The 19,177-nt window shown below is 67.1% G+C and carries 26 protein-coding genes; 11 read left to right on the forward strand and 15 right to left on the reverse strand.

Annotated features, from left to right (window positions below):
- Positions 1-74 precede the first annotated feature (74 nt).
- Genes ACRYLO_RS01690 through ACRYLO_RS01740 form a run of 11 tightly spaced genes read right to left on the reverse strand, consistent with a single transcriptional unit; the run spans position 75 to position 7,267 of the window.
- Positions 75-881, reverse strand: a complete 807-nt coding sequence (locus tag ACRYLO_RS01690) for a TrmH family RNA methyltransferase (RefSeq protein WP_482658568.1) — start codon at positions 879-881, stop codon at positions 75-77.
- Complete coding sequence (locus ACRYLO_RS01695; protein WP_482658569.1) at positions 881-1,153, reverse strand: HPr family phosphocarrier protein; 273 nt, start codon at positions 1,151-1,153, stop codon at positions 881-883. The genes ACRYLO_RS01690 and ACRYLO_RS01695 overlap by 1 nt, the downstream gene beginning before the upstream one ends.
- Positions 1,150-1,557 carry a PTS sugar transporter subunit IIA gene (locus tag ACRYLO_RS01700; protein WP_294019393.1) on the reverse strand — a complete coding sequence of 136 codons (408 nt, stop codon included), beginning with the start codon at positions 1,555-1,557 and terminating at the stop codon, positions 1,150-1,152. Before ACRYLO_RS01700 ends, ACRYLO_RS01695 begins: the two co-directional genes overlap by 4 nt.
- A 24-nt stretch (positions 1,558-1,581) precedes the next feature.
- Positions 1,582-2,502 (reverse strand): RNase adapter RapZ, encoded by a 921-nt coding sequence (gene rapZ, locus ACRYLO_RS01705; RefSeq protein ID WP_482658570.1) that lies wholly within the window; start codon positions 2,500-2,502, stop codon positions 1,582-1,584.
- Complete coding sequence (locus ACRYLO_RS01710; protein ID WP_482658571.1) at positions 2,499-2,936, reverse strand: HPr kinase/phosphorylase; 438 nt, start codon at positions 2,934-2,936, stop codon at positions 2,499-2,501. The genes rapZ and ACRYLO_RS01710 overlap by 4 nt, the downstream gene beginning before the upstream one ends.
- A 20-nt stretch (positions 2,937-2,956) precedes the next feature.
- Positions 2,957-4,549, reverse strand: a complete 1,593-nt coding sequence (locus ACRYLO_RS01715; protein ID WP_482658572.1) for a sensor histidine kinase — start codon at positions 4,547-4,549, stop codon at positions 2,957-2,959.
- Positions 4,518-5,234, reverse strand: coding sequence for a response regulator (locus tag ACRYLO_RS01720; RefSeq protein ID WP_482658573.1), 717 nt, complete (start codon positions 5,232-5,234; stop codon positions 4,518-4,520). Before ACRYLO_RS01720 ends, ACRYLO_RS01715 begins: the two co-directional genes overlap by 32 nt.
- A 54-nt stretch (positions 5,235-5,288) precedes the next feature.
- Positions 5,289-5,930, reverse strand: coding sequence for a DUF1109 domain-containing protein (locus ACRYLO_RS01725; protein ID WP_482658574.1), 642 nt, complete (start codon positions 5,928-5,930; stop codon positions 5,289-5,291).
- Positions 5,931-5,932: 2 nt separating this feature from the next.
- Positions 5,933-6,463, reverse strand: coding sequence for a sigma-70 family RNA polymerase sigma factor (locus ACRYLO_RS01730; protein ID WP_482658575.1), 531 nt, complete (start codon positions 6,461-6,463; stop codon positions 5,933-5,935).
- Positions 6,464-6,490: 27 nt separating this feature from the next.
- Entirely contained in the window at positions 6,491-6,955 is a 465-nt protein-coding gene (locus ACRYLO_RS01735; RefSeq protein WP_482658576.1) for a DoxX family protein, read from the reverse strand.
- A 27-nt stretch (positions 6,956-6,982) separates the two neighbouring features.
- Positions 6,983-7,267 carry a BufA1 family periplasmic bufferin-type metallophore gene (locus ACRYLO_RS01740; protein WP_294018519.1) on the reverse strand — a complete coding sequence of 95 codons (285 nt, stop codon included), beginning with the start codon at positions 7,265-7,267 and terminating at the stop codon, positions 6,983-6,985.
- A gap of 184 nt (positions 7,268-7,451) precedes the next feature.
- On the opposite strand from ACRYLO_RS01740, the gene bufA2 reads away from it, so the two are divergent.
- From bufA2 to ACRYLO_RS01780, 8 genes are all read left to right on the forward strand, one after another.
- Positions 7,452-7,742 (forward strand): BufA2 family periplasmic bufferin-type metallophore, encoded by a 291-nt coding sequence (bufA2, locus tag ACRYLO_RS01745; RefSeq protein ID WP_482658577.1) that lies wholly within the window; start codon positions 7,452-7,454, stop codon positions 7,740-7,742.
- A 78-nt stretch (positions 7,743-7,820) separates the two neighbouring features.
- On the forward strand, positions 7,821-8,657 hold the full coding sequence (gene bufB / locus ACRYLO_RS01750; protein WP_482658578.1) for an MNIO family bufferin maturase: 837 nt from the start codon (positions 7,821-7,823) through the stop codon (positions 8,655-8,657).
- Positions 8,654-9,460 carry an HvfC/BufC family peptide modification chaperone gene (locus tag ACRYLO_RS01755; RefSeq protein ID WP_482658579.1) on the forward strand — a complete coding sequence of 269 codons (807 nt, stop codon included), beginning with the start codon at positions 8,654-8,656 and terminating at the stop codon, positions 9,458-9,460. The genes bufB and ACRYLO_RS01755 overlap by 4 nt, the downstream gene beginning before the upstream one ends.
- 121 nt (positions 9,461-9,581) lie before the next feature.
- Entirely contained in the window at positions 9,582-11,207 is a 1,626-nt protein-coding gene (locus ACRYLO_RS01760; protein ID WP_482658580.1) for a phosphoenolpyruvate carboxykinase, read from the forward strand.
- A 149-nt stretch (positions 11,208-11,356) separates the two neighbouring features.
- Complete coding sequence (locus ACRYLO_RS01765; protein ID WP_482658581.1) at positions 11,357-11,533, forward strand: hypothetical protein; 177 nt, start codon at positions 11,357-11,359, stop codon at positions 11,531-11,533.
- Positions 11,527-11,802, forward strand: a complete 276-nt coding sequence (locus ACRYLO_RS01770; protein WP_482658582.1) for a hypothetical protein — start codon at positions 11,527-11,529, stop codon at positions 11,800-11,802. The genes ACRYLO_RS01765 and ACRYLO_RS01770 overlap by 7 nt, the downstream gene beginning before the upstream one ends.
- Before the next feature lie 39 nt (positions 11,803-11,841).
- Positions 11,842-12,198 (forward strand): hypothetical protein, encoded by a 357-nt coding sequence (locus tag ACRYLO_RS01775; protein ID WP_482658583.1) that lies wholly within the window; start codon positions 11,842-11,844, stop codon positions 12,196-12,198.
- A gap of 42 nt (positions 12,199-12,240) precedes the next feature.
- A complete protein-coding gene (locus ACRYLO_RS01780; protein ID WP_482658584.1) occupies positions 12,241-13,395 on the forward strand; it encodes a mechanosensitive ion channel family protein in 1,155 nt (384 codons plus the stop codon).
- Positions 13,396-13,399: 4 nt separating this feature from the next.
- Here ACRYLO_RS01780 and ACRYLO_RS01785 read toward each other — a convergent pair whose 3' ends face one another.
- Positions 13,400-15,214, reverse strand: a complete 1,815-nt coding sequence (locus ACRYLO_RS01785; RefSeq protein ID WP_482658585.1) for a DUF885 domain-containing protein — start codon at positions 15,212-15,214, stop codon at positions 13,400-13,402.
- A 129-nt stretch (positions 15,215-15,343) separates the two neighbouring features.
- On the opposite strand from ACRYLO_RS01785, the gene ACRYLO_RS01790 reads away from it, so the two are divergent.
- Genes ACRYLO_RS01790 through ACRYLO_RS01800 form a run of 3 tightly spaced genes read left to right on the forward strand, consistent with a single transcriptional unit; the run spans position 15,344 to position 16,442 of the window.
- Positions 15,344-15,835 (forward strand): helix-turn-helix transcriptional regulator, encoded by a 492-nt coding sequence (locus tag ACRYLO_RS01790; protein ID WP_482658586.1) that lies wholly within the window; start codon positions 15,344-15,346, stop codon positions 15,833-15,835.
- Between the two features lie 2 nt (positions 15,836-15,837).
- Entirely contained in the window at positions 15,838-16,233 is a 396-nt protein-coding gene (locus ACRYLO_RS01795; RefSeq protein ID WP_482658587.1) for a VOC family protein, read from the forward strand.
- Positions 16,234-16,244: 11 nt separating this feature from the next.
- A complete protein-coding gene (locus tag ACRYLO_RS01800) occupies positions 16,245-16,442 on the forward strand; it encodes a hypothetical protein (RefSeq protein ID WP_482658588.1) in 198 nt (65 codons plus the stop codon).
- Positions 16,443-16,459: 17 nt separating this feature from the next.
- Here the strand turns inward: ACRYLO_RS01800 and ACRYLO_RS01805 are convergent, their stop codons facing one another.
- From ACRYLO_RS01805 to ACRYLO_RS01815, 3 genes are all read right to left on the reverse strand, one after another.
- Positions 16,460-17,650, reverse strand: coding sequence for a GNAT family N-acetyltransferase (locus ACRYLO_RS01805; protein WP_482658589.1), 1,191 nt, complete (start codon positions 17,648-17,650; stop codon positions 16,460-16,462).
- Positions 17,651-17,712: 62 nt separating this feature from the next.
- Positions 17,713-18,174: an NfeD family protein gene (locus ACRYLO_RS01810; RefSeq protein WP_482658590.1), complete on the reverse strand. Its 462-nt coding sequence runs from the start codon at positions 18,172-18,174 to the stop codon at positions 17,713-17,715.
- Positions 18,174-19,157: an SPFH domain-containing protein gene (locus ACRYLO_RS01815; RefSeq protein ID WP_482658591.1), complete on the reverse strand. Its 984-nt coding sequence runs from the start codon at positions 19,155-19,157 to the stop codon at positions 18,174-18,176. Before ACRYLO_RS01815 ends, ACRYLO_RS01810 begins: the two co-directional genes overlap by 1 nt.
- Between the last annotated feature and the right edge of the window lie 20 nt (positions 19,158-19,177).

The following is a 19,177-nucleotide window of genomic DNA, read 5'->3' on the forward strand; positions in this document are numbered from 1 at the left end:
CGGAATCGGGGTTTTGTTCCAAGCACGTATCGACGGAGCGGGTCAGGTGTCGCCAAACTGCAACACGTCGCCGCTCAATCCAACGGACGGATTCGGTCGAGAACAGTGTAGGCCATCACTGCCGTCGCGACGGCGGCGTTGAGGCTGTCGGCCTTGCCCAGCATCGGGATTTTCACGCGCACATCGCATACCGCGGCATAGTCGGCGGGGAGCCCCTGCGCCTCGTTCCCGGTCAGCAGGAACACGGGTGCGGCAAAGTCCGGCGCGCGGTAATCGACCGCGCCCTCCAGCGCGAGGCCGACCAGCTGGCCGGGGCCGGAACGCAGCCAGGTGTGGAACTCCGCCCATGGCGCGCGCGCGATCGGGATCGTGAACAGCGCGCCCATGCTCGCGCGCACCGCCTCGACGCTGAACGGGTCGACGCACTCGTCGACCAGGATCAGCCCGCCCGCGCCGACCGCGTCGGCCGTACGCAGGATCGTGCCGAGATTGCCCGGATCGCGCAGCCGCTCGGCGACCAGCCACAGCGGCGCGGCGGTGCGGTCGATGCGGGCAAGGTCGGTGGACAGTTCGGCATAGACACCCACCACGGCGCCCGGGTTATCCTTGCCCGACAGCTTGGACAGGATGTCGTTATCCGTCTGGATGACCTCACCGCCCGCAGCCTCGGTCGCGGCGATCAGCTCCTGCGCCAGCGGATGTCCGTCATGCCCCTTGGCGAAGAACAGATAGGCCGGCAGATGCCCCGCCTCGCGCGCCTCGGTCAGGATGCGCAGCCCTTCGGCGAGGAACAGCCCCGCGTCGCGACGATGCTTCTTGTCGCGCAAGCTGCGGACCCGCTTGACCAGCGGGTTGGAAAAGGCGGTGATCTCGCGCGGCATCAATCCTCGCCGAAGCGATCTTCGACCAGTTCGACCAGTTTCAGCACCGCGTCCTCGGCGCCGTCGCCGGCTGCGCTGATCGTGATCGTGTCGCCCATCGCCGCGCCCAGCATCATCAGGCCCATGATCGACGTGCCGGTGACCGCGTTGCCGTCCTTCTCAACGGTCAGCTCGCATGGCAGGGACGAGGCGAGCGTGACGAATTTCGCGCTGGCGCGTGCGTGCAGTCCCCGACGATTGGCGATCAGGACAGTGCGGCTGACCCGGCTCAAGCGGCAGCCTCGCCAAGCACTTCGGAGGCGACGGTGATATATTTCTTGCCCGCCTCACGCGCGGCGGCGACGGCCTCGGTCACCTTCATCGTCTTGCGCGCGCCGCCCAGGCGAATCAGCATGGGCAGGTTGATGCCCGCAATCACTTCGACCTTGCCCGCCTCCAGCAGCGAAATGGCCAGGTTCGACGGGGTGCCGCCGAACAGGTCGGTCAGCAGGATCACGCCGCGCCCGCCATCGACCGCGACAATCGCCTTGGCGATATCCGCGCGCCGCTCCTCCATATCGTCCTCGGGGCCGATACAAATGGTGGCGATGCGGTCCTGACGACCGACGACATGCTCCATCGCGACGACGAACTCCTCCGCGAGCCGCCCGTGCGTCACGAGTACCAGTCCAATCATGTCTCTACGCTTGTCCCATGCGGTTCATCTTGCAGCCGGCGGGCCTTCTAGCGAGTCCTGCGGCGCGGTTTGCAAGTCACGATGGGTTACCGTGGGCGAAAAACCCGCTTCGCGCAACCGCGCAGCGACGCGTTCGGCAACATGGACCGACCGGTGTCTCCCGCCGGTACAGCCAAAGGCGATGGTAACATAGGATTTCCCCTCCGCCTGATAGCGGGGGAGCAGCAGCAGCAGCAGCTCCTCGATCCGCGTGATCGCTTCGGGATAGGCGCGATCTCCGGCGACATAGGCGGCAACATCGGCGTCCTTGCCCGTGCCGGGGCGCAGCGATTCGACCCAGTGCGGATTGCGCAGGAAACGCATGTCGAGCACCAGATCGGCGCTGGTGGGCACGCCACGCGCAAAGCCGAACGACGTCACCGACACCACCGTCTCGCCCAGGCCGCGTCCGGAAAAGGTCGAACGGATCTGTTGCGCCAGTTCGTTCGACGACAGGCTGGTCGTGTCGATGACGCGGTTGGCCCAGCGCCGCAGCGGCTGAAGCAATTCGCGCTCGCGCACGATCCCGTCGCCCGCCGGCCGGTCGAGCGCGAGCGGGTGGCGACGGCGCGTCTCCGAATAGCGCCGCTCCAGCTCCGCGCCCGCACAGTCGAGGAACAGGGTGCCCATGTCATAGCCGCGCTCGTCGCGCAGCTTCTTGATGCGGCGCACGATGCTGTCGGCGTCGAATGCGCGCGTGCGGGTGCCGATGCCGAGCGCGAGCGGACGATCATCGCCGTCGCTGCCCTCGGGCGGGTCGGTGTCGAGGAGGCGGTTGAGCAGCAGCAACGGCAAATTGTCGACCACCTCCCAGCCAAGATCCTCGAGCGTGCGCAGCACGGTCGATTTGCCCGCGCCCGACATGCCGGTGACGAGCAGGATCTGCTTCGGTCGCCGCTTGTTCATCGCTTCAGCTCCGTCAGGTGGCGCAGCGCCAGTTCGACCTTGATCGGTGCGGACGGTTCGAGTGCGGGCAGCGCGACGCACGGCACGTCGACCCCCGCGATCTTCCGCAATTGCGGCCCTTCAGGCATGCGCGGCGGATCGTCGAAGATCGTGATCAGCAGTGCGACCGGCGCGCTGTCGCTATGGGGCAGGGTGACAAGGCCGATCCCACGCACTTCGATCTTGCCCGCGATCGTCGCTGGAGATTTGGCATGGAGCACGCCGTCGCGCCGCGTGCAGATCGTATAATCGTCCGCGACCAGCGCCGCCCCGCGATCGATCAGGCGCAGTGCCAGATCGGACTTGCCCTCGCCCGAACGGCCCTCGATCAGCACGGCGCGCCCATCGATCGCGACGCAGGACGCGTGCAGCGTTTCGGAAGACAGGATCGCCACGCTTCTAACTCCCAGCTCTCTCACCCCGCCTGCACGAACGGCAGGCGGACGACGAAGCGCGCGCCCTGGATCCGGTCCTCGCGCGTTTCGACGCCGATCGTTCCTTGATGGCCTTCGACGATGGTCCGCGCAATCGCAAGCCCCAGTCCGGAATGTTTGCCGAACGCCTCGCCCTCTGGCCGGTCGGTGTGGAAGCGACGGAAGATCGCTTCGCGCGCCTCTTCCGGCACCCCCGGCCCCTCATCCTCGACCCGTGCCTCCAGCATCTCGCCGGACGTGATCAGCGACAGCGCCACGGTCCCGCCATCGGGGGAAAAGGACACGGCGTTGTCGATCAGATTGGCGAAGACCCGTTCCAGCCGGGCGCCTTCGCCCATCACCTTCGGTGTCGGCCCGATCGGCGCGTCAAAGCGCAGGCGAATGTCGCGTTCGAGGCCGCGCGCCGTGCGCTGCTCGACCATCGCGGCGAGCATCGCGCCCAGATCGACGGGATCGAACTTGGCGCGGGACAGCTGTGCGTCGAGCCGCGACGCCTCCGAAATGTCACTGATCAGCCGGTCGAGCCGCAGCACATCGTCGCGCACCACCGCCAGCAACTGGGTCTGCAACGCCGGGTCGCGCACCGCCATCAGGCTGTCGACGGCGGAGCGGAGCGAGGCGAGCGGGTTCTTGATCTCATGCGCCAGGTCGGCGGCAAAGGCTTCGGTCGCATCGATCCGCGCACGCAGCGCGAGACTCATATCGGACAGCGATCGGGCGAGGTGGCCGATCTCGTCGCGCCGTTCGGGCAGGCGCGGCACCACCACTTCGCGCGCACGCCCCAGCCGCACCCGCACTGCGGCGCGGGCGAGCCGACGCAGCGGGCGGACGATGGTGCGCGCCAGGAACAGCGACAGGAAGATCGACAGGCCAGCCGTAAATGCCAGCACCAGCCCCAGCCGGAACCGCTCCACCCGGACGGTCTGGGTGATGTCGCGCGCATTGGAACTGGTGAACACTGCCCCTTCCGGCCCATAGGGTGCGGCGGCGGTGATCACCGGCGTGCGATCGGGCGCGCGCCACACGGTCGCGCTGGATTCGCCGGTGCGCAGCGCTGCGGCGAGGTCGGGCCAGTCGAGCCCCTTGGTCGGCGCGCGCTCGCGAAACTGCTGGTCGCGATCGGCCCCCGCGACGGTGTCGATCACCGCGTCGAGGAAGCGTGCCGCGCTCTGATTCCACGGATCCTTGTCGGGATCGCGCAGCACGAAATTGTTGAGGCCGAGCGCGCGCGTGTCGAGCGTCACGCGCCCGGCGCGATCATAGAGGCGGATGCGGATATCCGCCTCGCTCGCCACCCGGCGGACCAAAGCAGTGCGGTCATCGGGCGGGGTCATCGCGACGGCCTGGGCAATCAGCCGCGCCTCGCGGCTCGCCTGTTCGACGCGGCTGTCGACGATCCGTGCGCGATAGCTGTCGAGGTAAAAGAACCCGCCCGCCAGCATCACCAGCGCAAAGATGTTCACCGCCAGGATGCGCGGCGTCAGGCTGACCCGGCCGGACCAGCGCAGCGACAGGTCGCGCTCTTCCCGCGTCGTGGCGGGTCTATTCGTCGGAGAAGCGATATCCGGCACCATAGAGCGTCTCGATGGCGTCGAATGTCGGATCGACCTGCCGGAACTTGCGGCGCACGCGCTTGATATGGCTGTCGATGGTGCGGTCATCGACGTAGATGTCGTCCTGATACGCCGCATCCATCAGCTGGTTGCGCGTCTTGACGATGCCGGGCCGCTGGGCGAGCGTTTCGAGGATCATGAATTCGGTGACGGTCAGCGTCACATTGTCGCCCTTCCACGTCACCTTGTGCCGCGCCGGGTCCATCGTCAGCGGGCCGCGCTCGATCACCGGCTGCGCCTCGGCCGCCGGCGCCTCTTCGCCCTGCGCGGTCGCCGCGACCAGCTCGGTCCGGCGCAAAATCGCGCGGATGCGGGCGATCAGCAGCCGCTGGCTGAACGGCTTGGCGATATAATCATCCGCGCCCATGGCGAGACCCAGCGCCTCGTCCAGCTCGTCATCCTTGCTGGTCAGGAAGATCACCGGGATCTGGCTCTTCTCGCGCAGCCGCCGCAGCAGCTCCAGCCCGTCCATGCGCGGCATCTTGATGTCGAGCACCGCCAGCTCGGGCGGATTGTCGACCAGCGCCTTCAGCGCCGCCTCGCCATCCGAATAGACACGCGTCACAAACCCCTCGGCCTGCAACGCGATCGACACGGACGTCAGGATGTTGCGGTCGTCATCGACCAGCGCAATCGTTGCGGTCATGCACGCGGGGTAGCGGAATGTGCCGCGCGGCTCAACAAGGGAGGGGCATTCCGCCTACCACCGCACCCAGCGTGGGACGATGAACCGCCCCAGCGCCGCGGATACGGCGACGGGCGCGACGTGCCAGATGCCGAGATGGCCGATCGAATCCACCGGGCACGACAGGCCATAGGCAAAGCTGCCCAGCGCGCCGGCGGCAACGCCGGTGTAAAAGCCGGCGACCTTGGGGGCGACCGGTGCGCCGCGTCGCAGCCAGGCGACCAGCGCGATCGCAACCAAAACGCCTCCGCAGGTCCCGGCGATGAAACATTCCGGGCCGTGGGTCGCATGTTCATGCCAGTCGATCTGTCCCTCGATCGCGGCAAGCAGCACCGCCGCCAGCGGCAGGATCGCAAGCGCCGCGAGCAGCCAGCGCGCACCGTCCTGCCGCGCGCCGACGCGCGGGCCGGCCATGCGGATGACCGCGAGTGCCGCGACCAGCCCGACAAGTCCGATCAGCGCATTGGCGACGAAGAACATCCCCGCCGCCTCGCCCTGCAGCGGGCCGGACCACAGGCCCAGCCCCAGTGCGACGACGCCAATGGTTGCGGCCACGGACAAGGCCAGCAACGCGCGGCCATGCGCCATGCGGACCGGGCGCACCGGTTCGAGCTCGCTGGCGAGCTGCGCAATCAGGGGGGAGGGCGGGCGGGTCATGGTCAGTCGGCCTCTTCTACGAGCGCGGCGAGCTTTCTCAAACCGCGATGGATATTCACCTTGATCAGGCTTTCGCTCTGACCGCTGCGTTCGGCTGCCTCGGTGACGGACAGCCCCTTGATCTTCACCAGCTCGATCGCCTCGCACTGGCCCTGTGGCAGGTGGACGAACAATCGCGCCAGGCTCATCCGCGCCAGCACCGCCTCTTCGTCGCTGTCCTCGGCCGAATCCGGATCCTCCAGCGCGTCCTCGGCGGAGCGATAGACCCGGCGCAGATGATCGACCCAGCGATAGCGGGCGATCGCCGCAAGCCAGGGCAGAAACGCGCGCGTCTCGTCCCAGGTCGCGCGCTTGGCATGCAGCGCCAGCAGCACCTCCTGCACCAGATCGTCGAGCTGGCCGGGCGCGACGCGGCGGCGGAAATAGCGTTCCAGCCACAGCTGCACCTCGGTCAGCAGCACGGTATAGGCGCGGCTGTCGCCTGCCTGCGCGGCGATCATCAGCCGCACGAAGCCGGCTTCATCTGCAATCATCGCCGTCCCCGCCGTCCTGACCCGGTATCAGCCCCGCCGACGGTGCCACTTGGCGATCTGCGCGTCGAGCGAGACCATGCCGCCTCCCCGCACGATCAGGATGCCCGCCAGCGCGACCCACAGGACATGCGTCGCCCACCAGGCGTCGGGATAGACGAACAGCTGGATGACCAGCGTCATGCCAAGCAGCGCGAGCGCCGAGAACCGTGTCGCGAGGCCGATCAGCAATAGGGCAGGGAACAGGTGCTCGGCCATCAGCGCCATGGGCGCGGCGAGTTCGGGCGGCAGCGGAACCGCGCTGTAATCATTCTCGAACAGATAGCGGGTGGCGTCGCTGAGTTCGAACCAGCTCCCCTCCACCACCTTGCTGCGGCCCGCGCGCCAGAAGATTCCGGCGAGCGCGACCCGCACCAGCAGCAGCGCAACGCCCTCTGCCGTGCGCGAGCCGACCAGCGTGACGGCCCGGTCGTACAAAGATGCGATGCGCTGCATTTCATTATCCTGTCGGGTGCGAATGGATCAGCGCTGGACCGGGGTCAGCGAACCGTTGCCCTTCGGCGTTTCGGTCTTCGCGCACGTGCCCTTGGGCACGAGCTTCCAGGCATTGCCCTGATAGTCGCGGGTCGAGGTGCCGGCGCAGCTGGTGCCGGGCCCCGCCGCGCAATCATTCTTGCCCGCCTTGGCGATGCCATAGCATTTTTCCATCTCGGGCTTCTGCGCGGCGGCGGGTGCGGTGCCGAGCGCTGCGGCGAGTCCGGCGGTGGCGGCGAGCCCGGCGAGGCGCGCAATCGTGGAAGTGGTCATCGTCATCGTCTCCGGCTGTGGTCGGTGCCCACGCATAGGATCGTCGGCACGGCTGCTCATTCGTGACGACACGGAGGGGCGTTACAGCGCGTGAAAAATTGTTTCGGGTGTAACCCCGGCACCGTGTCCGGCGAACTGGTTGGAGTGCGCTTTCGCACGATGCTCAACTCAAGGGACATGGGATATGAAGACCGCAACGCGCACTGCTGCATCCATCGCCGCCACCGCCGCCGCCATCGCGCTGGGCTCGGTTGCCGCTTTCGCCGCCGATACGCCCGCAGGCAGCAAGGGCCGCGCGATCGGTGCGAACGACACGGTGCATTGCTATGGCCTGCACAGCTGCAAGGGCCAGTCGGACTGCGCGACGACCGAGCATCAGTGCAAGGGCAACAATGCGTGCAAGGGCCATGGCTTCAAGGCGATGAAGGCCGGCGAATGCCTCTCCAAGGGTGGGACGATCGGCGACCTCGGCTGATCCCGCCTGATCCGGCGGGCTGCTCCCCCCGCAACCGCAAGCCCGCCGGATCGTCTCCCCAGTTGTCGAGGGCAGGCCATGCATGCAGTGACGCCATTTGCCGGCTTTGGCCTCGGCCTGCGCCGCGACCATTATCGCGATTTCCTCGAGGGCGAGGTCGCGGTCGATTTCGTCGAGGTGATTTCGGAAAACTTCATGGTCGATGGCGGCCGTCCGCTGCGCATCCTGGAGCAGGTGCGCGGGAAGCTGCCGGTGATCCTGCACGGCGTGTCGATGTCGATCGGATCGGCACAGGGCCTCGACCCGGACCATCTCGCCCGCCTCCGGACGCTGGCCGACCGCATCGATCCGCTCTGGGTGTCCGATCATCTGTGCTGGACGCGGACCAGCGCGCACAACAGCCATGACCTGTTGCCGATGCCGCTGACCCGCGATGCGCTCGATCTGGTCTGCGACAATATCGACCGCGCTCAGGATGCGTTGGGCCGCGCGCTGCTGTTCGAAAATCCGTCGAGCTACCTGTCCTTTCCGCAGGATGAGTTCACCGAATGGCAGTTTCTTGCCGAGATGAGCCGCCGCACCGGATGTTACCTTCTGCTTGACGTCAACAACATCTACGTCAGCGCCCGCAACCACGGCTTCGACCCGCTCGACTATCTCGCAGGCATCCCCGCCGACCGGGTGCGGCAGGTGCATCTCGCCGGACATACGCCGGGGGAGATCGTGATCGACACGCATGACCGCCCGGTCTGTGACGCCGTCTGGGCGCTGTTCGCGCGGGCGATGGCGCTGCTCGGGCCGGTCGCGGTGATGATCGAGCGCGACGACGCGATTCCGCCGCTGCCCGAACTGCTGACCGAACTCGATCAGGCGCGCGCCATCGCCGCCACCGCGCGGCTGGAGGCGGCGGCATGACCGCGCTCGCCCAGCTTCAGGACGCCTTTATCGCCTGTCTGCACGACGATGAAGCGCCGTTGCCGGCCGGCCTGGACGCCACCCGCGCGGCGGGGATGGCGGTCTATCGCAACGGCTATCGCGCGCGGCTGATCGACGTGCTGGGCGAAACCTATCCGCGCACTGCGCGGCTGGTCGGTGCAGAGGCCTTTCATCAGGCGGCAGCGCACCATCTGATCGCGCATCCGCCCTCCGCGTGGACGATCGATCGGGCGGGGGAGGGGTTCGCCGACACCTGCGCCGAGCTGTTCGCCCACGACCCCGATGTGGCGGAACTCGCCTGGCTCGAATGGGCGATGCAATGCGCCTTTACCGCCGCTGACGAAGCGCCGCTGACCCATGCCGGCTTTGCTGCGGCGACGGCGGGTTTCGACGCGGCGGATTGGGAGCAACTTGTTCTGGAGCCGATCGCAGGGACGGCGCTGTGCCCTGTGACCCATGATCTGCCCTGCCTGTGGCGGTCGCTGGCGGACGACGCGGATCAACCCACCGTCGAGCGGCTGGAAGCGCGCCACTGGCTGCTGGTCTGGCGCGAGGGCGAGGAAGCGGTGTTCGCCCTGCTCCCCGACCATGAGGGCGAAGCACTCAGCGGCGCGCTGCACGGTGCGACCTTCGGCGACATCTGTGCAGGTCTGGCCGAACGACTCGTCCCGGAAGATGCGGCAGTGGCGGCGGGGGCGATGCTCAATCACTGGCTCGCGCTTGGCGTGATCGGGTCGGTTCGCACACCGATGCAACAGGTCAGCGTTGTCACCCAAAAATAGACGGTTACCGCGCTTTTGACACCGGTTACTGGCGTTGACCCCCGTTTCCGCCGCTGCCTATGCGCGACTCCACGCATACGAATGCAATGCCGTGCGGAGAGGCTCGGCCGAGGAGAGAGACGTGACTGATCGTACCCCCAAGATCGGCCTCGACGCGCTGGGCGTCGCGGCCGGGGCCACCATTCATTGGAACCTGCTGCCTGCCCAACTGGTCGAGCATGCCCTGCGTCGCGGTGAGGGCCGCCTCGCCAAGGATGGGCCGCTGGTCGTCGAAACCGGCAAGCACACCGGGCGCAGCGCCAAGGACAAGTTCATTGTCCGCGATGCGGAGACCGAGGACAATGTCTGGTGGGGCAGCACCAATGTCGGGATGACGCCGGAGCATTTCGCGGCGCTCAAGGCCGATTTCCTCAGCGCGCTCGGGACCAAGGATACGCTGTTCGTTCAGGACCTCTATGGCGGCTCGCAGCCCGAGCATCGCGTCACCGTGCGCGTTGTCAACGAACTCGCCTGGCACAGCCAGTTCATCCGCACCCTGCTGGTTCGCCCCGAAGCGCATGAACTGCGCGATTTCGTCGCGGAATACACGATCATCGACCTGCCCAGCTTCCGCGCCGATCCGGCAAAGCATGGCTGCCGCAGCGAGACCGTGATCGCGGTCAACCTGACCGAAAAGCTGATCCTGATCGGCGGTACCGCCTATGCCGGTGAGATGAAGAAGAGCGTGTTCGGCCTGCTCAACTATCTCCTCCCGCCACAGGGCATCATGCCGATGCATTGTTCGGCCAATATCGGTCCGGATGGCGACACGGCGGTGTTCTTCGGCCTGTCGGGCACCGGCAAGACGACGCTGTCGGCCGATGCCAGCCGGACGCTGATCGGCGATGACGAGCATGGCTGGTCGGACACCGCAGTCTTCAACTTCGAAGGCGGCTGCTACGCCAAGATGATCAACCTGTCGGCCGAGGCCGAGCCGGAGATTTTCGCGACCACCAAGCGTTTTGGCACGGTGCTCGAAAATGTCGTGATGGACGATGCGACGCGCGAACTCGACTTCAACGACAACAGCCTCGCGGAGAATAGCCGCGGTTCCTACCCGCTCGACTTCATCCCGAATACGAGCGAGAAGAATCTGGGTCCGGTGCCGAAGAACATCATCTTCCTCACCGCCGATGCCTATGGCGTGCTGCCCCCGATCGCGAAGCTGACGCCGGATCAGGCGATGTATCACTTCCTCTCGGGCTATACCGCGCGCGTCGCGGGGACCGAGATCGGCGTGACCGAGCCGAGCGCGACTTTCTCCACCTGTTTCGGTGCGCCGTTCATGCCGCGCCATCCGTCGGTCTATGGCAATCTGCTCAAGGAGCGGATCGCCAAGGGCGGGGTCGATTGCTGGCTGGTCAATACCGGCTGGAGCGGCGGCAAGGCGACCATGCCGGGGATCAAGCGCATGCCAATCAAGGTGACGCGCGCGCTGCTCAACGCCGCGCTCGACGGCAGCCTGAAGGATGCGGAGTTCCGCCCCGATCCCAATTTCGGCTTCATGGTCCCGGTCGCGGTCGGCGACATCGACCCCAACATGCTCGACCCGCGCGCGGCCTGGGCGGACAAGGGCGAATATGACGCGACAGCCGCCAAGCTGGTGGACGAATTCGTCGCCAATTTCGCGCAGTTCGAAACCCATGTCGACGAAGGCGTGCGCCAGGCCGCGCCGCAGAGTCGCAACAAGGCGACCGAGGTCGCCTGATCGGCCGCGATGGCCCGGCCGCCGGTCGGGCCATCGCTGGCTATTTCCGGTGCCAGCCCCTATATGTCGATCATCGTCGGCACATGCTCCGTAGGCGCCGGCGACTGAGAGATTCTTCGCGCTCCCGCTTACATGACAGGAGCCGCCATATGGACCTCAACTATCTCCTCTATCGGCATCAGGTGTCGCTGATGCGCGCCAAATCGTCCGATTGTCTGTGCGCCAGCCGGTCGCATCGCGGACTCGCAAGCGGCTATGCCGAGCGCATCCGCGTATTGCGCAGCGCGCTGGGCGAGGAAGGGTCGCTGACGCGCGCGCCATGCTGAACCCACCCCCCGCCGAAACCGACAAGCCCCGCACCCGCCAGTTCCGCCGCCACAGCGACAAGCCGCGCCTCGCACCCGATGCGGTGGCGCGTCAGGGCCGAGTGGCGACGCTGGTGTGGGAAAGGCTGCGCGACAATGCGGCCGTGCTCGAATTCCTCAACGCGCATGATCCGGGGCTCGATGCCCGCCCGATCGACCTGGCCATTGCTGACGATGACGGCATCCGCGCTGTGCTTGCTCGCCTCGACGTGCTCCACCCGCTGGGGTAGGATCGCCCGGGGCATTTCCCCATTCAAGGAGCGACGCAGATGAGCATCCTCGACACCATTCTCGGCCAGGTCGGCGGCACCGACGGCCTCACCAATCTCGCGGCCAAGGTCGGGCTGTCGCCCGAACATGTCGAATCCGCGGTGCAGGCGCTGGCCAGGCATCATCAGATGGCCGGCGACACCGCCGAGGGTGCGGCGGCCGCGACCGGCCTGCCGCTCGACAAGATGCAGGAGCTCATCACCCAGATCGGCGGCGAAGGCGCGCTCGGCAAATTCGCGACGATGCTCCAGACCGACGGCGCGGCCGGTATTCTCGGCGCGCTCGACCGCGACGGCGACGGCAATCCGCTCAACGATCTGGCCGGAATGGCAGGCGGCTTGTTCGGCAAGAAATGATGGCAGCGGGAACCGGCGCGTTCGCAGCCGGTTCCTGTTGCAATGCAGCAAGTTTTCCCCGCGCACTGGGACGTGCCGCCCATCGTCATTGACGCGCTGACTGTGACAGCCGCAGTCGTGGCGGCGCTTGTGCTGCACTGGATCGCGATCCGGGTCGCGCGCCGCCTTGCCGCACGCACCCCCGAGTCGATTGACGACGTGTTCGTCGACCGGGCGGAGCGGCCGCTGCGCTGGATCTTCGTCGCACTGGCGCTCGCATCGGTCCGGCGGCTGCTGCACCTGGGCGAAGGGGCGAGCGCCTTCTGGGGGCAGGCGGCCGGGATGATCGTGCCGCTGCTCCTCGGCTGGCTGGCGGTCAACATGATCCGCGCGGGTGGGCGGGCGGTCGAACTCAGCGCCGATATCAGCGTCGCCGACAATCTGCTCGCCCGCCGGCGCCGCACGCGCAGCGTGATCCTGACGCGCGTAGCGGTGTTTCTGGTCGGCTTCGTCACCATCTGCCTGATGCTGTTGTCGATCCCCAGCGTGCGATCGGTCGGGGTGACGCTGATGGCTTCGGCCGGCCTTGCCGGCCTCGCGGTCGGTGCCGCCGCGCAGCCCGCGCTCAAGAACATTATCGCCGGCATCCAGATGGCCTTTACCGAACCGATCCGCATCGACGATGTCGTGATCATCGACGGCGAATGGGGCCGGATCGAGGAAATCCGCCTGACCTATGTCGTGGTTGCGATCTGGGACGAGCGACGGCTGGTGGTGCCGGTCTCCAAGTTCCTCGAAGAAAGTTTCCAGAACTGGACGCGCAATTCCAGCCAGCTGCATGGCACCGCCTTTTTCTGGCTCGATCCCACCGCCGACATTTCCCGGCTGCGCGCGCGGCTCGAGGAGCTGGTGCGCGCCAATGAACGATGGGACGGGCGCGGCTTTGTGCTGCAGGTGACCGACACCCGCCCGGACGCGATCGAGGTCCGCGCGCTCGTCACCGCACGCGACGCCGCCAACGCCTTCGACCTGCGCTGCGACATTCGGGAAGGGATGCTGGCGTTCATTCGTGAGGAGATGCCCGAAGCGCTCCCGCGCGGCCGCATGGAGCTCGGCCGCCCCGGCTGGAGCGAGCCGGTCGCGCTGCCAGTGCCGCCCGCGCCGGGGGAGCAGGGCTCCAGCGGCGGGGCAGGGGCGATCCCCGAAGACGCGCGCTAGGCGCTCAGGCTTTCCGCCCGGCGATATGCCGGTCGATCACATGCTCCAGCACGCTCATCGGCACCCCGCCGCCCAGCACGAGCGCATCGTTGAACGCGCGGAAATCGTAGCGCGGACCCAGTTCGCGCTGCGCCTTGGTCCGCAGCCGGTTGATCGCGGTGTGACCGAGCTTGTAGCCGCACGCCTGACCCGGCCAGCTGCAATAGCGGTCGACCTCGCCGCTCACTTCCTCGACCGACGATCCATTGGCGGTGGCGAACCATTCGATCGCTTGGGCCCGCGTCCAGCGCTTGGCATGCAGCCCGGTGTCGACCACCAGACGGCAGGCGCGGAAGGCGAGGCTCTGGAGATAGCCCAGCCGCCCGACCGGGTCGGCATCATATGCGCCCAGCTCCGCACCCAATTGCTCGGCGTACAGCGCCCAGCCTTCGCTATAGGCGTTGAAGCCCAGCAGCGAGCGCACCAGCGGCAGCTTGAACGTATATTCGCCCTGCCACGCATGCCCCGGAATACCCTCATGATAGGCGAGCGTGGCGAGGCTGTATTTGGTGTGCAGATGCGTGGTGCGCAGGTTGAGCCAGACGCGCCCCGGCACCGTCCCGTCGATCGACCCCGCCCCGCCATAGGCACCCGGCGCGCCCGGCTCTTCGGCCAGCGGCAGGCGCTTCACCTCGACATTGCCGCGCACCAGCGTGTGGAACGCCTGCGGCATCTTCGCCTTCATGTCCTCGATCGTCTTGGTCATATAGGCGAGGATTTCCTGCCGTCCGGCATCGGTGTCGGGGTAGAGGAACTTCGGATCCTTGCCGAGCGCGGTCATCCGCGCGCCGACCGTTCCCTTGGAATAACCGAGCTTCTTGAGGATGGTATTCATCTCGGACTGGAGCGCCTTCAGCTCCTCCTGCCCGGCACGATGCACCTCGTCCGGCGTCATCGTCGTCGTGGTGCCGGCGCGCAGCGCCCAGGCATAGTACGCCTCGCCATCCGGGAACTTCCACACGCCCGCGTCGCTCGTGGCCTTGGCGCGATGGCGCTTGAGTTCTTCGATCTGGCGGTCGAGCGCCGGGGCGATCTTGCCCGCCGCTAGCTTCGCCGCCGCCACCGCCTGATCGCCGGTCACGACCTTCTTGCCGGTGAAATTCTCGACCAGCTCCCATTTGCCTGCATCGGTACCGCGGGTCAGCGCGATCTGGCGCAGGCATTTGTCGAGCAGGAAGTCGGGCGCGACGACGCCCTTGTCGTACGCGATTTTGAGCCGCTCGGTCTCGCCGTCGATCTGTCCGGCCCAACCCTCGAACCGTGCCAGCCACGACGCCGCGTCCGCCGCGCTCTCCACCTTATGCTCGCTGTCGAGGAAACGCGGCATGTCGAGATAGGCCCCGACATTCTGCACGACGACATAAGGGGCGTTACGCCACCCGCCGACCGCGACATCGCCATAGCCGAACGCCATGCCGTCCACCCCGACCTGAAACGCGGTCCGCACGACATCGACATTGGTCTGCATCACCGGCGACAGCGCGTTGCGGTCGAGTGCGTCGAGCTGTGCGATCCGCGCGCGCAGCCCTTCAGCCACCTTCGCGCGGCCCGCGACGCTGCGATCCTCGACCATCGACCGCAGATGCGCGCGCTCGCCCTTGTCGATGCCGAGCGAGGTCGCGCTTTCCGGCGAACTGGTCAGCAATTGTTCGGCGGTCGCACTCAGCAGCGCATCTGCTGCAGCATCCGCCGACGGCGCGCCCTGCGCGCAGGCGGGCAGGGCGGGAAATGCGGCAAACGTGGCGGTCGAGGCAAGAAACTGGCGGCGGCTGGCGATCATGACGGCTCCGGATACGCGGGAGGGTGTGGTTGCGACCGTTACCTTAGCGCGCGCCCAGCGCCGCGCCACCCCCTGGCGGGAACAGCGTGCGTTGTGCATCGCCCGGCGGGCAGGCATCATCGCGCGGCAATGAACGAACCGACTGAAGCTCATCCTTCGATCGTACAGGACCCGCTCTTGCTGCGGCGGCTATTGCGTGCCCGCGATCGTATCGACGCCGCCTCGCACGAGGATTGGCCAGTGGCGCGGCTCGCCCGGGTCAGTGGCGTTTCGCAGGCGCATTTCGCCCGCGCCTTTCGTCAGGCGTTCGGGATGCCGCCGCATCGTTATCTGCTCACCCGCCGGGTCGAGCGGGCGGCGGCTTTGTTGCGCGAGACCGACGCGTCGGTGACCGATATCGCGTTCCAGACCGGCTGGAGCAGCCTCGGCAGTTTCAGCCGCACGGTGCGCGACATTACCGGCAAGACGCCCACCCAATTGCGCGCGGCACCGGTCGGTCCGCCCGCAATGCCGCAATGCTATCTCCGAGCCGCCGAGCGCCCTGACCTCAAGATAGCAGTTTCGGAGAAGCGCCGCCGCGCCGCTGTCATTACCCCGGCGTCACACAGTAAGGAGGAATGACGATGGAAGGGGTACAGGTCGCCGGCATCTATGTGCGCGATCAGGATGAGGCGCTGGATTTCTATGTCGGCAAGCTCGGCTTTCGCGTGCACAGCGATGTGCGCAACGGCAATTTTCGCTGGCTGACCGTGCAATATCCCGGGCAGGACGTCCAGCTCGGTCTGTTCAGGCCCGGTGCGCCAATGGTTGATGATGCGACGGCGCAGACGCTCGACGCGGCGGTGGCAAAGGGCGCGATGCCCCCGCTCGTGCTGTCGGTGAAGGATTGCCGCGCCGCTTATGCCGAGATGCGCGCGCGCGGCGTCGAATTCACCCAGGAACCGGTCGAGCGCTACGGCGCGGTCGATGCCAGTTTTCGTGATCCTTCCGGCAATGGCTGGAAGCTGGTCGAGCGCTGAGGGGGCCGATGATGCGACATCACTGGATCCCCGCGAGCCATCGCTGGCTTGGTCTGGCATTGACGCTCAGCGTCGCCGCCAATTTCATCGCCATGGCGTTCGGCCCGCCGCCTGCCGCGATCACCTATGCGCCGCTACTGCCGCTCGCGCTGCTGATCGTAACCGGCATGTATTTGTTCGCGCGACCCTATGTGACGGGCCGGGGCTGATCGGCTTCGGCCGCGCGCTATTCCCCGACGCTGATCGCCGCCGCCGCGATCGCGCCCATCGCCATAAGCATGTCGATCCGGCTGCGCCCCTTGCGCGCGCGGGCGGCGTGGCGGAGCAGGCTGGCGGTGCGATAGGCTTCGCCGGCGATGGTGCATTCCGGGCCCCAGCGCAGCTGGAGCAACGACGACGCCGCGCGGTTGCGCACCAGCAACAGGTCGACGATCCGCGATCCCGCTTCTGCGCCCATCTCGCGCTTGTAACCGGAGTCGCCCGATCCGAAATCGATCCGGTCGATGTCCAGCGCTTCGGCCTGGCCTACCAGATGCGCGGTCACCAGCTTGCCCGGGCGATAGGCGGCGAAGGCTTCGTCATAGCTGCTGGCGATGCTGTACTGGACCGGCGGGGTCAGCAGGTCGAACGAGAAGGCGATCGGCCGCCCATCGACGCGCAGCACGGTGGCCATGAGCATCTCGGCCAGCACCGGATCGCTCAGCACGCGGTGCCAGTCGGCGCGGCGCGTTTCCGACAGGAATTTGGCGCCCGTGCCGTCGGTGGCGCGCCCGACCCAGCTCGCCTGCTCGATCGCGCCGAGATCGTCGAGCAACGCCGCACTCCACCCGGCTCCGCGCACGGAGTCGATCGTGACCGCGCCCTGTTGCTCGAGCTGCCGTGCGTAATTGGCCAGCCGCCGCCGCGTCGATGCGCGCGGCCAGCCGGTCGCCGGGTCGAAGATGAAGGTCTGGCCCAGCGGGCGCGACAGCACCGTCCACCCGGCCATCGCGGCGGCGCGTGAGAAGAGCTGCGTCGCGGGATCATCGGCGTAGGTCGGGCCGAGCCGCCACACCTGCCCCAGCGCGCCGAGTGCCACCGGATGGGCAAGGAAGTCGGAAAGCTCCTCGGCGGTAGCATCCGCCGCGATCGGTAGTCCGCGGAACGGCCAATAGCTGCCCGGCACGGTCCGCGCACCGACCAGCGCCGGGCCGAATCCGATGGTCGGGATCGCCGCTAACGGAGTGTCGTCACCGCGCCAGGCGATCAGCGTCGCGGCATCGCGGTCATCGACTGCACCGAACCAGGCGGCGCGCAGAAAGCGGTGCTGCGGGGACAGGAACGGCGTCAGCGCATCGACGGTGCCGTCGATCCCCGGATGTCGCGCCACCGCGACGCCGTTGCGTTGCTCCGCCCAGTCGATCCGCTCAACGTACATCGATCCGCTCCCTGATGCGCAGGATTAGCGGCGAAATTCCTTCAATCCGGTAAGCGCGGGCATCAGTCGGCCGGCAGCGCCGTCACGGTTTCCACTACCACGACACCGCCGCGCACATCGGCAATCCGCGCCTTCGCCCCGGCAGGAAGGTCTGGTCCCTCGGCCGGCCATTCGCCGTCGCCGACGCGCACCCGGCCGGTGCCGCTGCTGATCGCGTCGACCACGGTGACGCTCTGCCCGATCATTCGTGCGGCGCGGTTGTTGAGGTCGGGGTCGGCGCTCGGCACCGGGTTCGCGCCGTACCAGCGCTTGCCGACCAGCACTGCGACGGTCGACCATGCCGCAAAGCTGATAAACTGCCCGATCGCGCCAAGCTCGGGAAAGAGCAGCGCCAGCACGCCCGTCGCCGCCGCGCCGAGCGCGAGGAACGTCAGATACACGCCCGGGATCATCAGCTCGCAAATCGCGAGCAACGCCGCGACGATCAGCCAGACAAAGCCGGCCTGGTCGGAAAACCAGTCCATCATTCCTCCGTCTTGAACGGCGACTGACGCACGCGCTGTTGCGGTGCGGGCGGCGCGGCGGGCGTATCGACCTTGCCGAACGCTTCCTTCGCCAGCTCACCGATCCCGCCCAGCGTGCCCATCAGCTGCGTTGCCTCGACCGGGAACAGGATCGTCTTGGCATTGGGGCTGGTCGCGAACTTGCCGATGGCTTCGACATATTTCTGCGCGATGAAATAGTTGAGCGACTGGGTGCCGCCGCTCTCGATCGCCTGGCTGACGACCTGCGTCGCCTTGGCCTCGGCCTCGGCGGCGCGTTCGCGGGCTTCGGAGTCGCGGAAGGCCGATTCCTTGCGCCCCTCGGCCTCAAGGATGCGGGCTTGCTTCTGGCCCTCGGCGCGCAGAATCTCCGACTGGCGGCTGCCTTCGGCCTCAAGGATGTTGGCGCGCTTTTCGCGCTCGGCCTTCATCTGGCGGCCCATCGCGTTGACGATATCGGCGGGCGGGCGGATGTCCTTGATTTCGACGCGGGTGATCTTGACCCCCCAGGGCGTCGTCGCGTGATCGACCACCGACAACAGCCGCGCATTGATCTCGTCGCGCTTCGACAGCGTCTCGTCGAGGTCCATCGACCCCATCACCGTGCGCAGGTTGGTCGTCGTCAGCTGGAGCAACGCGACATACAGGTCCGACACCTCATAAGCCGCCTTGGCCGCGTCGAGCACCTGAAAGAACACCACGCCATCGGTGGAGATCATGGCGTTGTCCTTGGTGATGATCTCCTGACCCGGGATATCGATCACCTGCTCCATCATGTTCACGCGGCGACCCACGCGATAGAAGAATGCGGGGTAGAGGTTGAACCCCGGCTGCGCGACGGTGGTGAAGCGGCCGAAATGCTCGATCGTATAATGATAGCCCTGGCGGACGATCTTGATGCTGGCGAACAGGTACAGCAGCACCAGCACCATCAGGATGAAAAATGCGCCGACCGTCAGTTCCATCACGCGTCCCCTGGGTTTCC

This window comes from Sphingomonas sp. SDUR79, assembly GCF_056821745.1.

Coding starts and splice junctions, on each gene's coding strand:
- ACRYLO_RS01715 (WP_482658572.1), bottom strand. CDS start 4,549: ATGGTGCCGGATATCGCTTCTCCGACGAATAGACCCGCCACGACGCGG.
- ACRYLO_RS01780 (WP_482658584.1), top strand. CDS start 12,241: ATGCAGCAAGTTTTCCCCGCGCACTGGGACGTGCCGCCCATCGTCATT.
- ACRYLO_RS01740 (WP_294018519.1), bottom strand. CDS start 7,267: ATGACCACTTCCACGATTGCGCGCCTCGCCGGGCTCGCCGCCACCGCC.
- ACRYLO_RS01755 (WP_482658579.1), top strand. CDS start 8,654: ATGACCGCGCTCGCCCAGCTTCAGGACGCCTTTATCGCCTGTCTGCAC.
- bufB (WP_482658578.1), top strand. CDS start 7,821: ATGCATGCAGTGACGCCATTTGCCGGCTTTGGCCTCGGCCTGCGCCGC.
- ACRYLO_RS01720 (WP_482658573.1), bottom strand. CDS start 5,234: ATGACCGCAACGATTGCGCTGGTCGATGACGACCGCAACATCCTGACG.
- ACRYLO_RS01765 (WP_482658581.1), top strand. CDS start 11,357: ATGGACCTCAACTATCTCCTCTATCGGCATCAGGTGTCGCTGATGCGC.
- ACRYLO_RS01770 (WP_482658582.1), top strand. CDS start 11,527: ATGCTGAACCCACCCCCCGCCGAAACCGACAAGCCCCGCACCCGCCAG.
- ACRYLO_RS01800 (WP_482658588.1), top strand. CDS start 16,245: ATGCGACATCACTGGATCCCCGCGAGCCATCGCTGGCTTGGTCTGGCA.
- ACRYLO_RS01700 (WP_294019393.1), bottom strand. CDS start 1,557: ATGATTGGACTGGTACTCGTGACGCACGGGCGGCTCGCGGAGGAGTTC.
- rapZ (WP_482658570.1), bottom strand. CDS start 2,502: ATGAACAAGCGGCGACCGAAGCAGATCCTGCTCGTCACCGGCATGTCG.
- bufA2 (WP_482658577.1), top strand. CDS start 7,452: ATGAAGACCGCAACGCGCACTGCTGCATCCATCGCCGCCACCGCCGCC.
- ACRYLO_RS01725 (WP_482658574.1), bottom strand. CDS start 5,930: ATGACCCGCCCGCCCTCCCCCCTGATTGCGCAGCTCGCCAGCGAGCTC.
- ACRYLO_RS01775 (WP_482658583.1), top strand. CDS start 11,842: ATGAGCATCCTCGACACCATTCTCGGCCAGGTCGGCGGCACCGACGGC.
- ACRYLO_RS01810 (WP_482658590.1), bottom strand. CDS start 18,174: ATGGACTGGTTTTCCGACCAGGCCGGCTTTGTCTGGCTGATCGTCGCG.
- ACRYLO_RS01815 (WP_482658591.1), bottom strand. CDS start 19,157: ATGGAACTGACGGTCGGCGCATTTTTCATCCTGATGGTGCTGGTGCTG.
- ACRYLO_RS01735 (WP_482658576.1), bottom strand. CDS start 6,955: ATGCAGCGCATCGCATCTTTGTACGACCGGGCCGTCACGCTGGTCGGC.
- ACRYLO_RS01785 (WP_482658585.1), bottom strand. CDS start 15,214: ATGATCGCCAGCCGCCGCCAGTTTCTTGCCTCGACCGCCACGTTTGCC.
- ACRYLO_RS01790 (WP_482658586.1), top strand. CDS start 15,344: ATGAACGAACCGACTGAAGCTCATCCTTCGATCGTACAGGACCCGCTC.
- ACRYLO_RS01690 (WP_482658568.1), bottom strand. CDS start 881: ATGCCGCGCGAGATCACCGCCTTTTCCAACCCGCTGGTCAAGCGGGTC.
- ACRYLO_RS01795 (WP_482658587.1), top strand. CDS start 15,838: ATGGAAGGGGTACAGGTCGCCGGCATCTATGTGCGCGATCAGGATGAG.
- ACRYLO_RS01730 (WP_482658575.1), bottom strand. CDS start 6,463: ATGATTGCAGATGAAGCCGGCTTCGTGCGGCTGATGATCGCCGCGCAG.
- ACRYLO_RS01805 (WP_482658589.1), bottom strand. CDS start 17,650: ATGTACGTTGAGCGGATCGACTGGGCGGAGCAACGCAACGGCGTCGCG.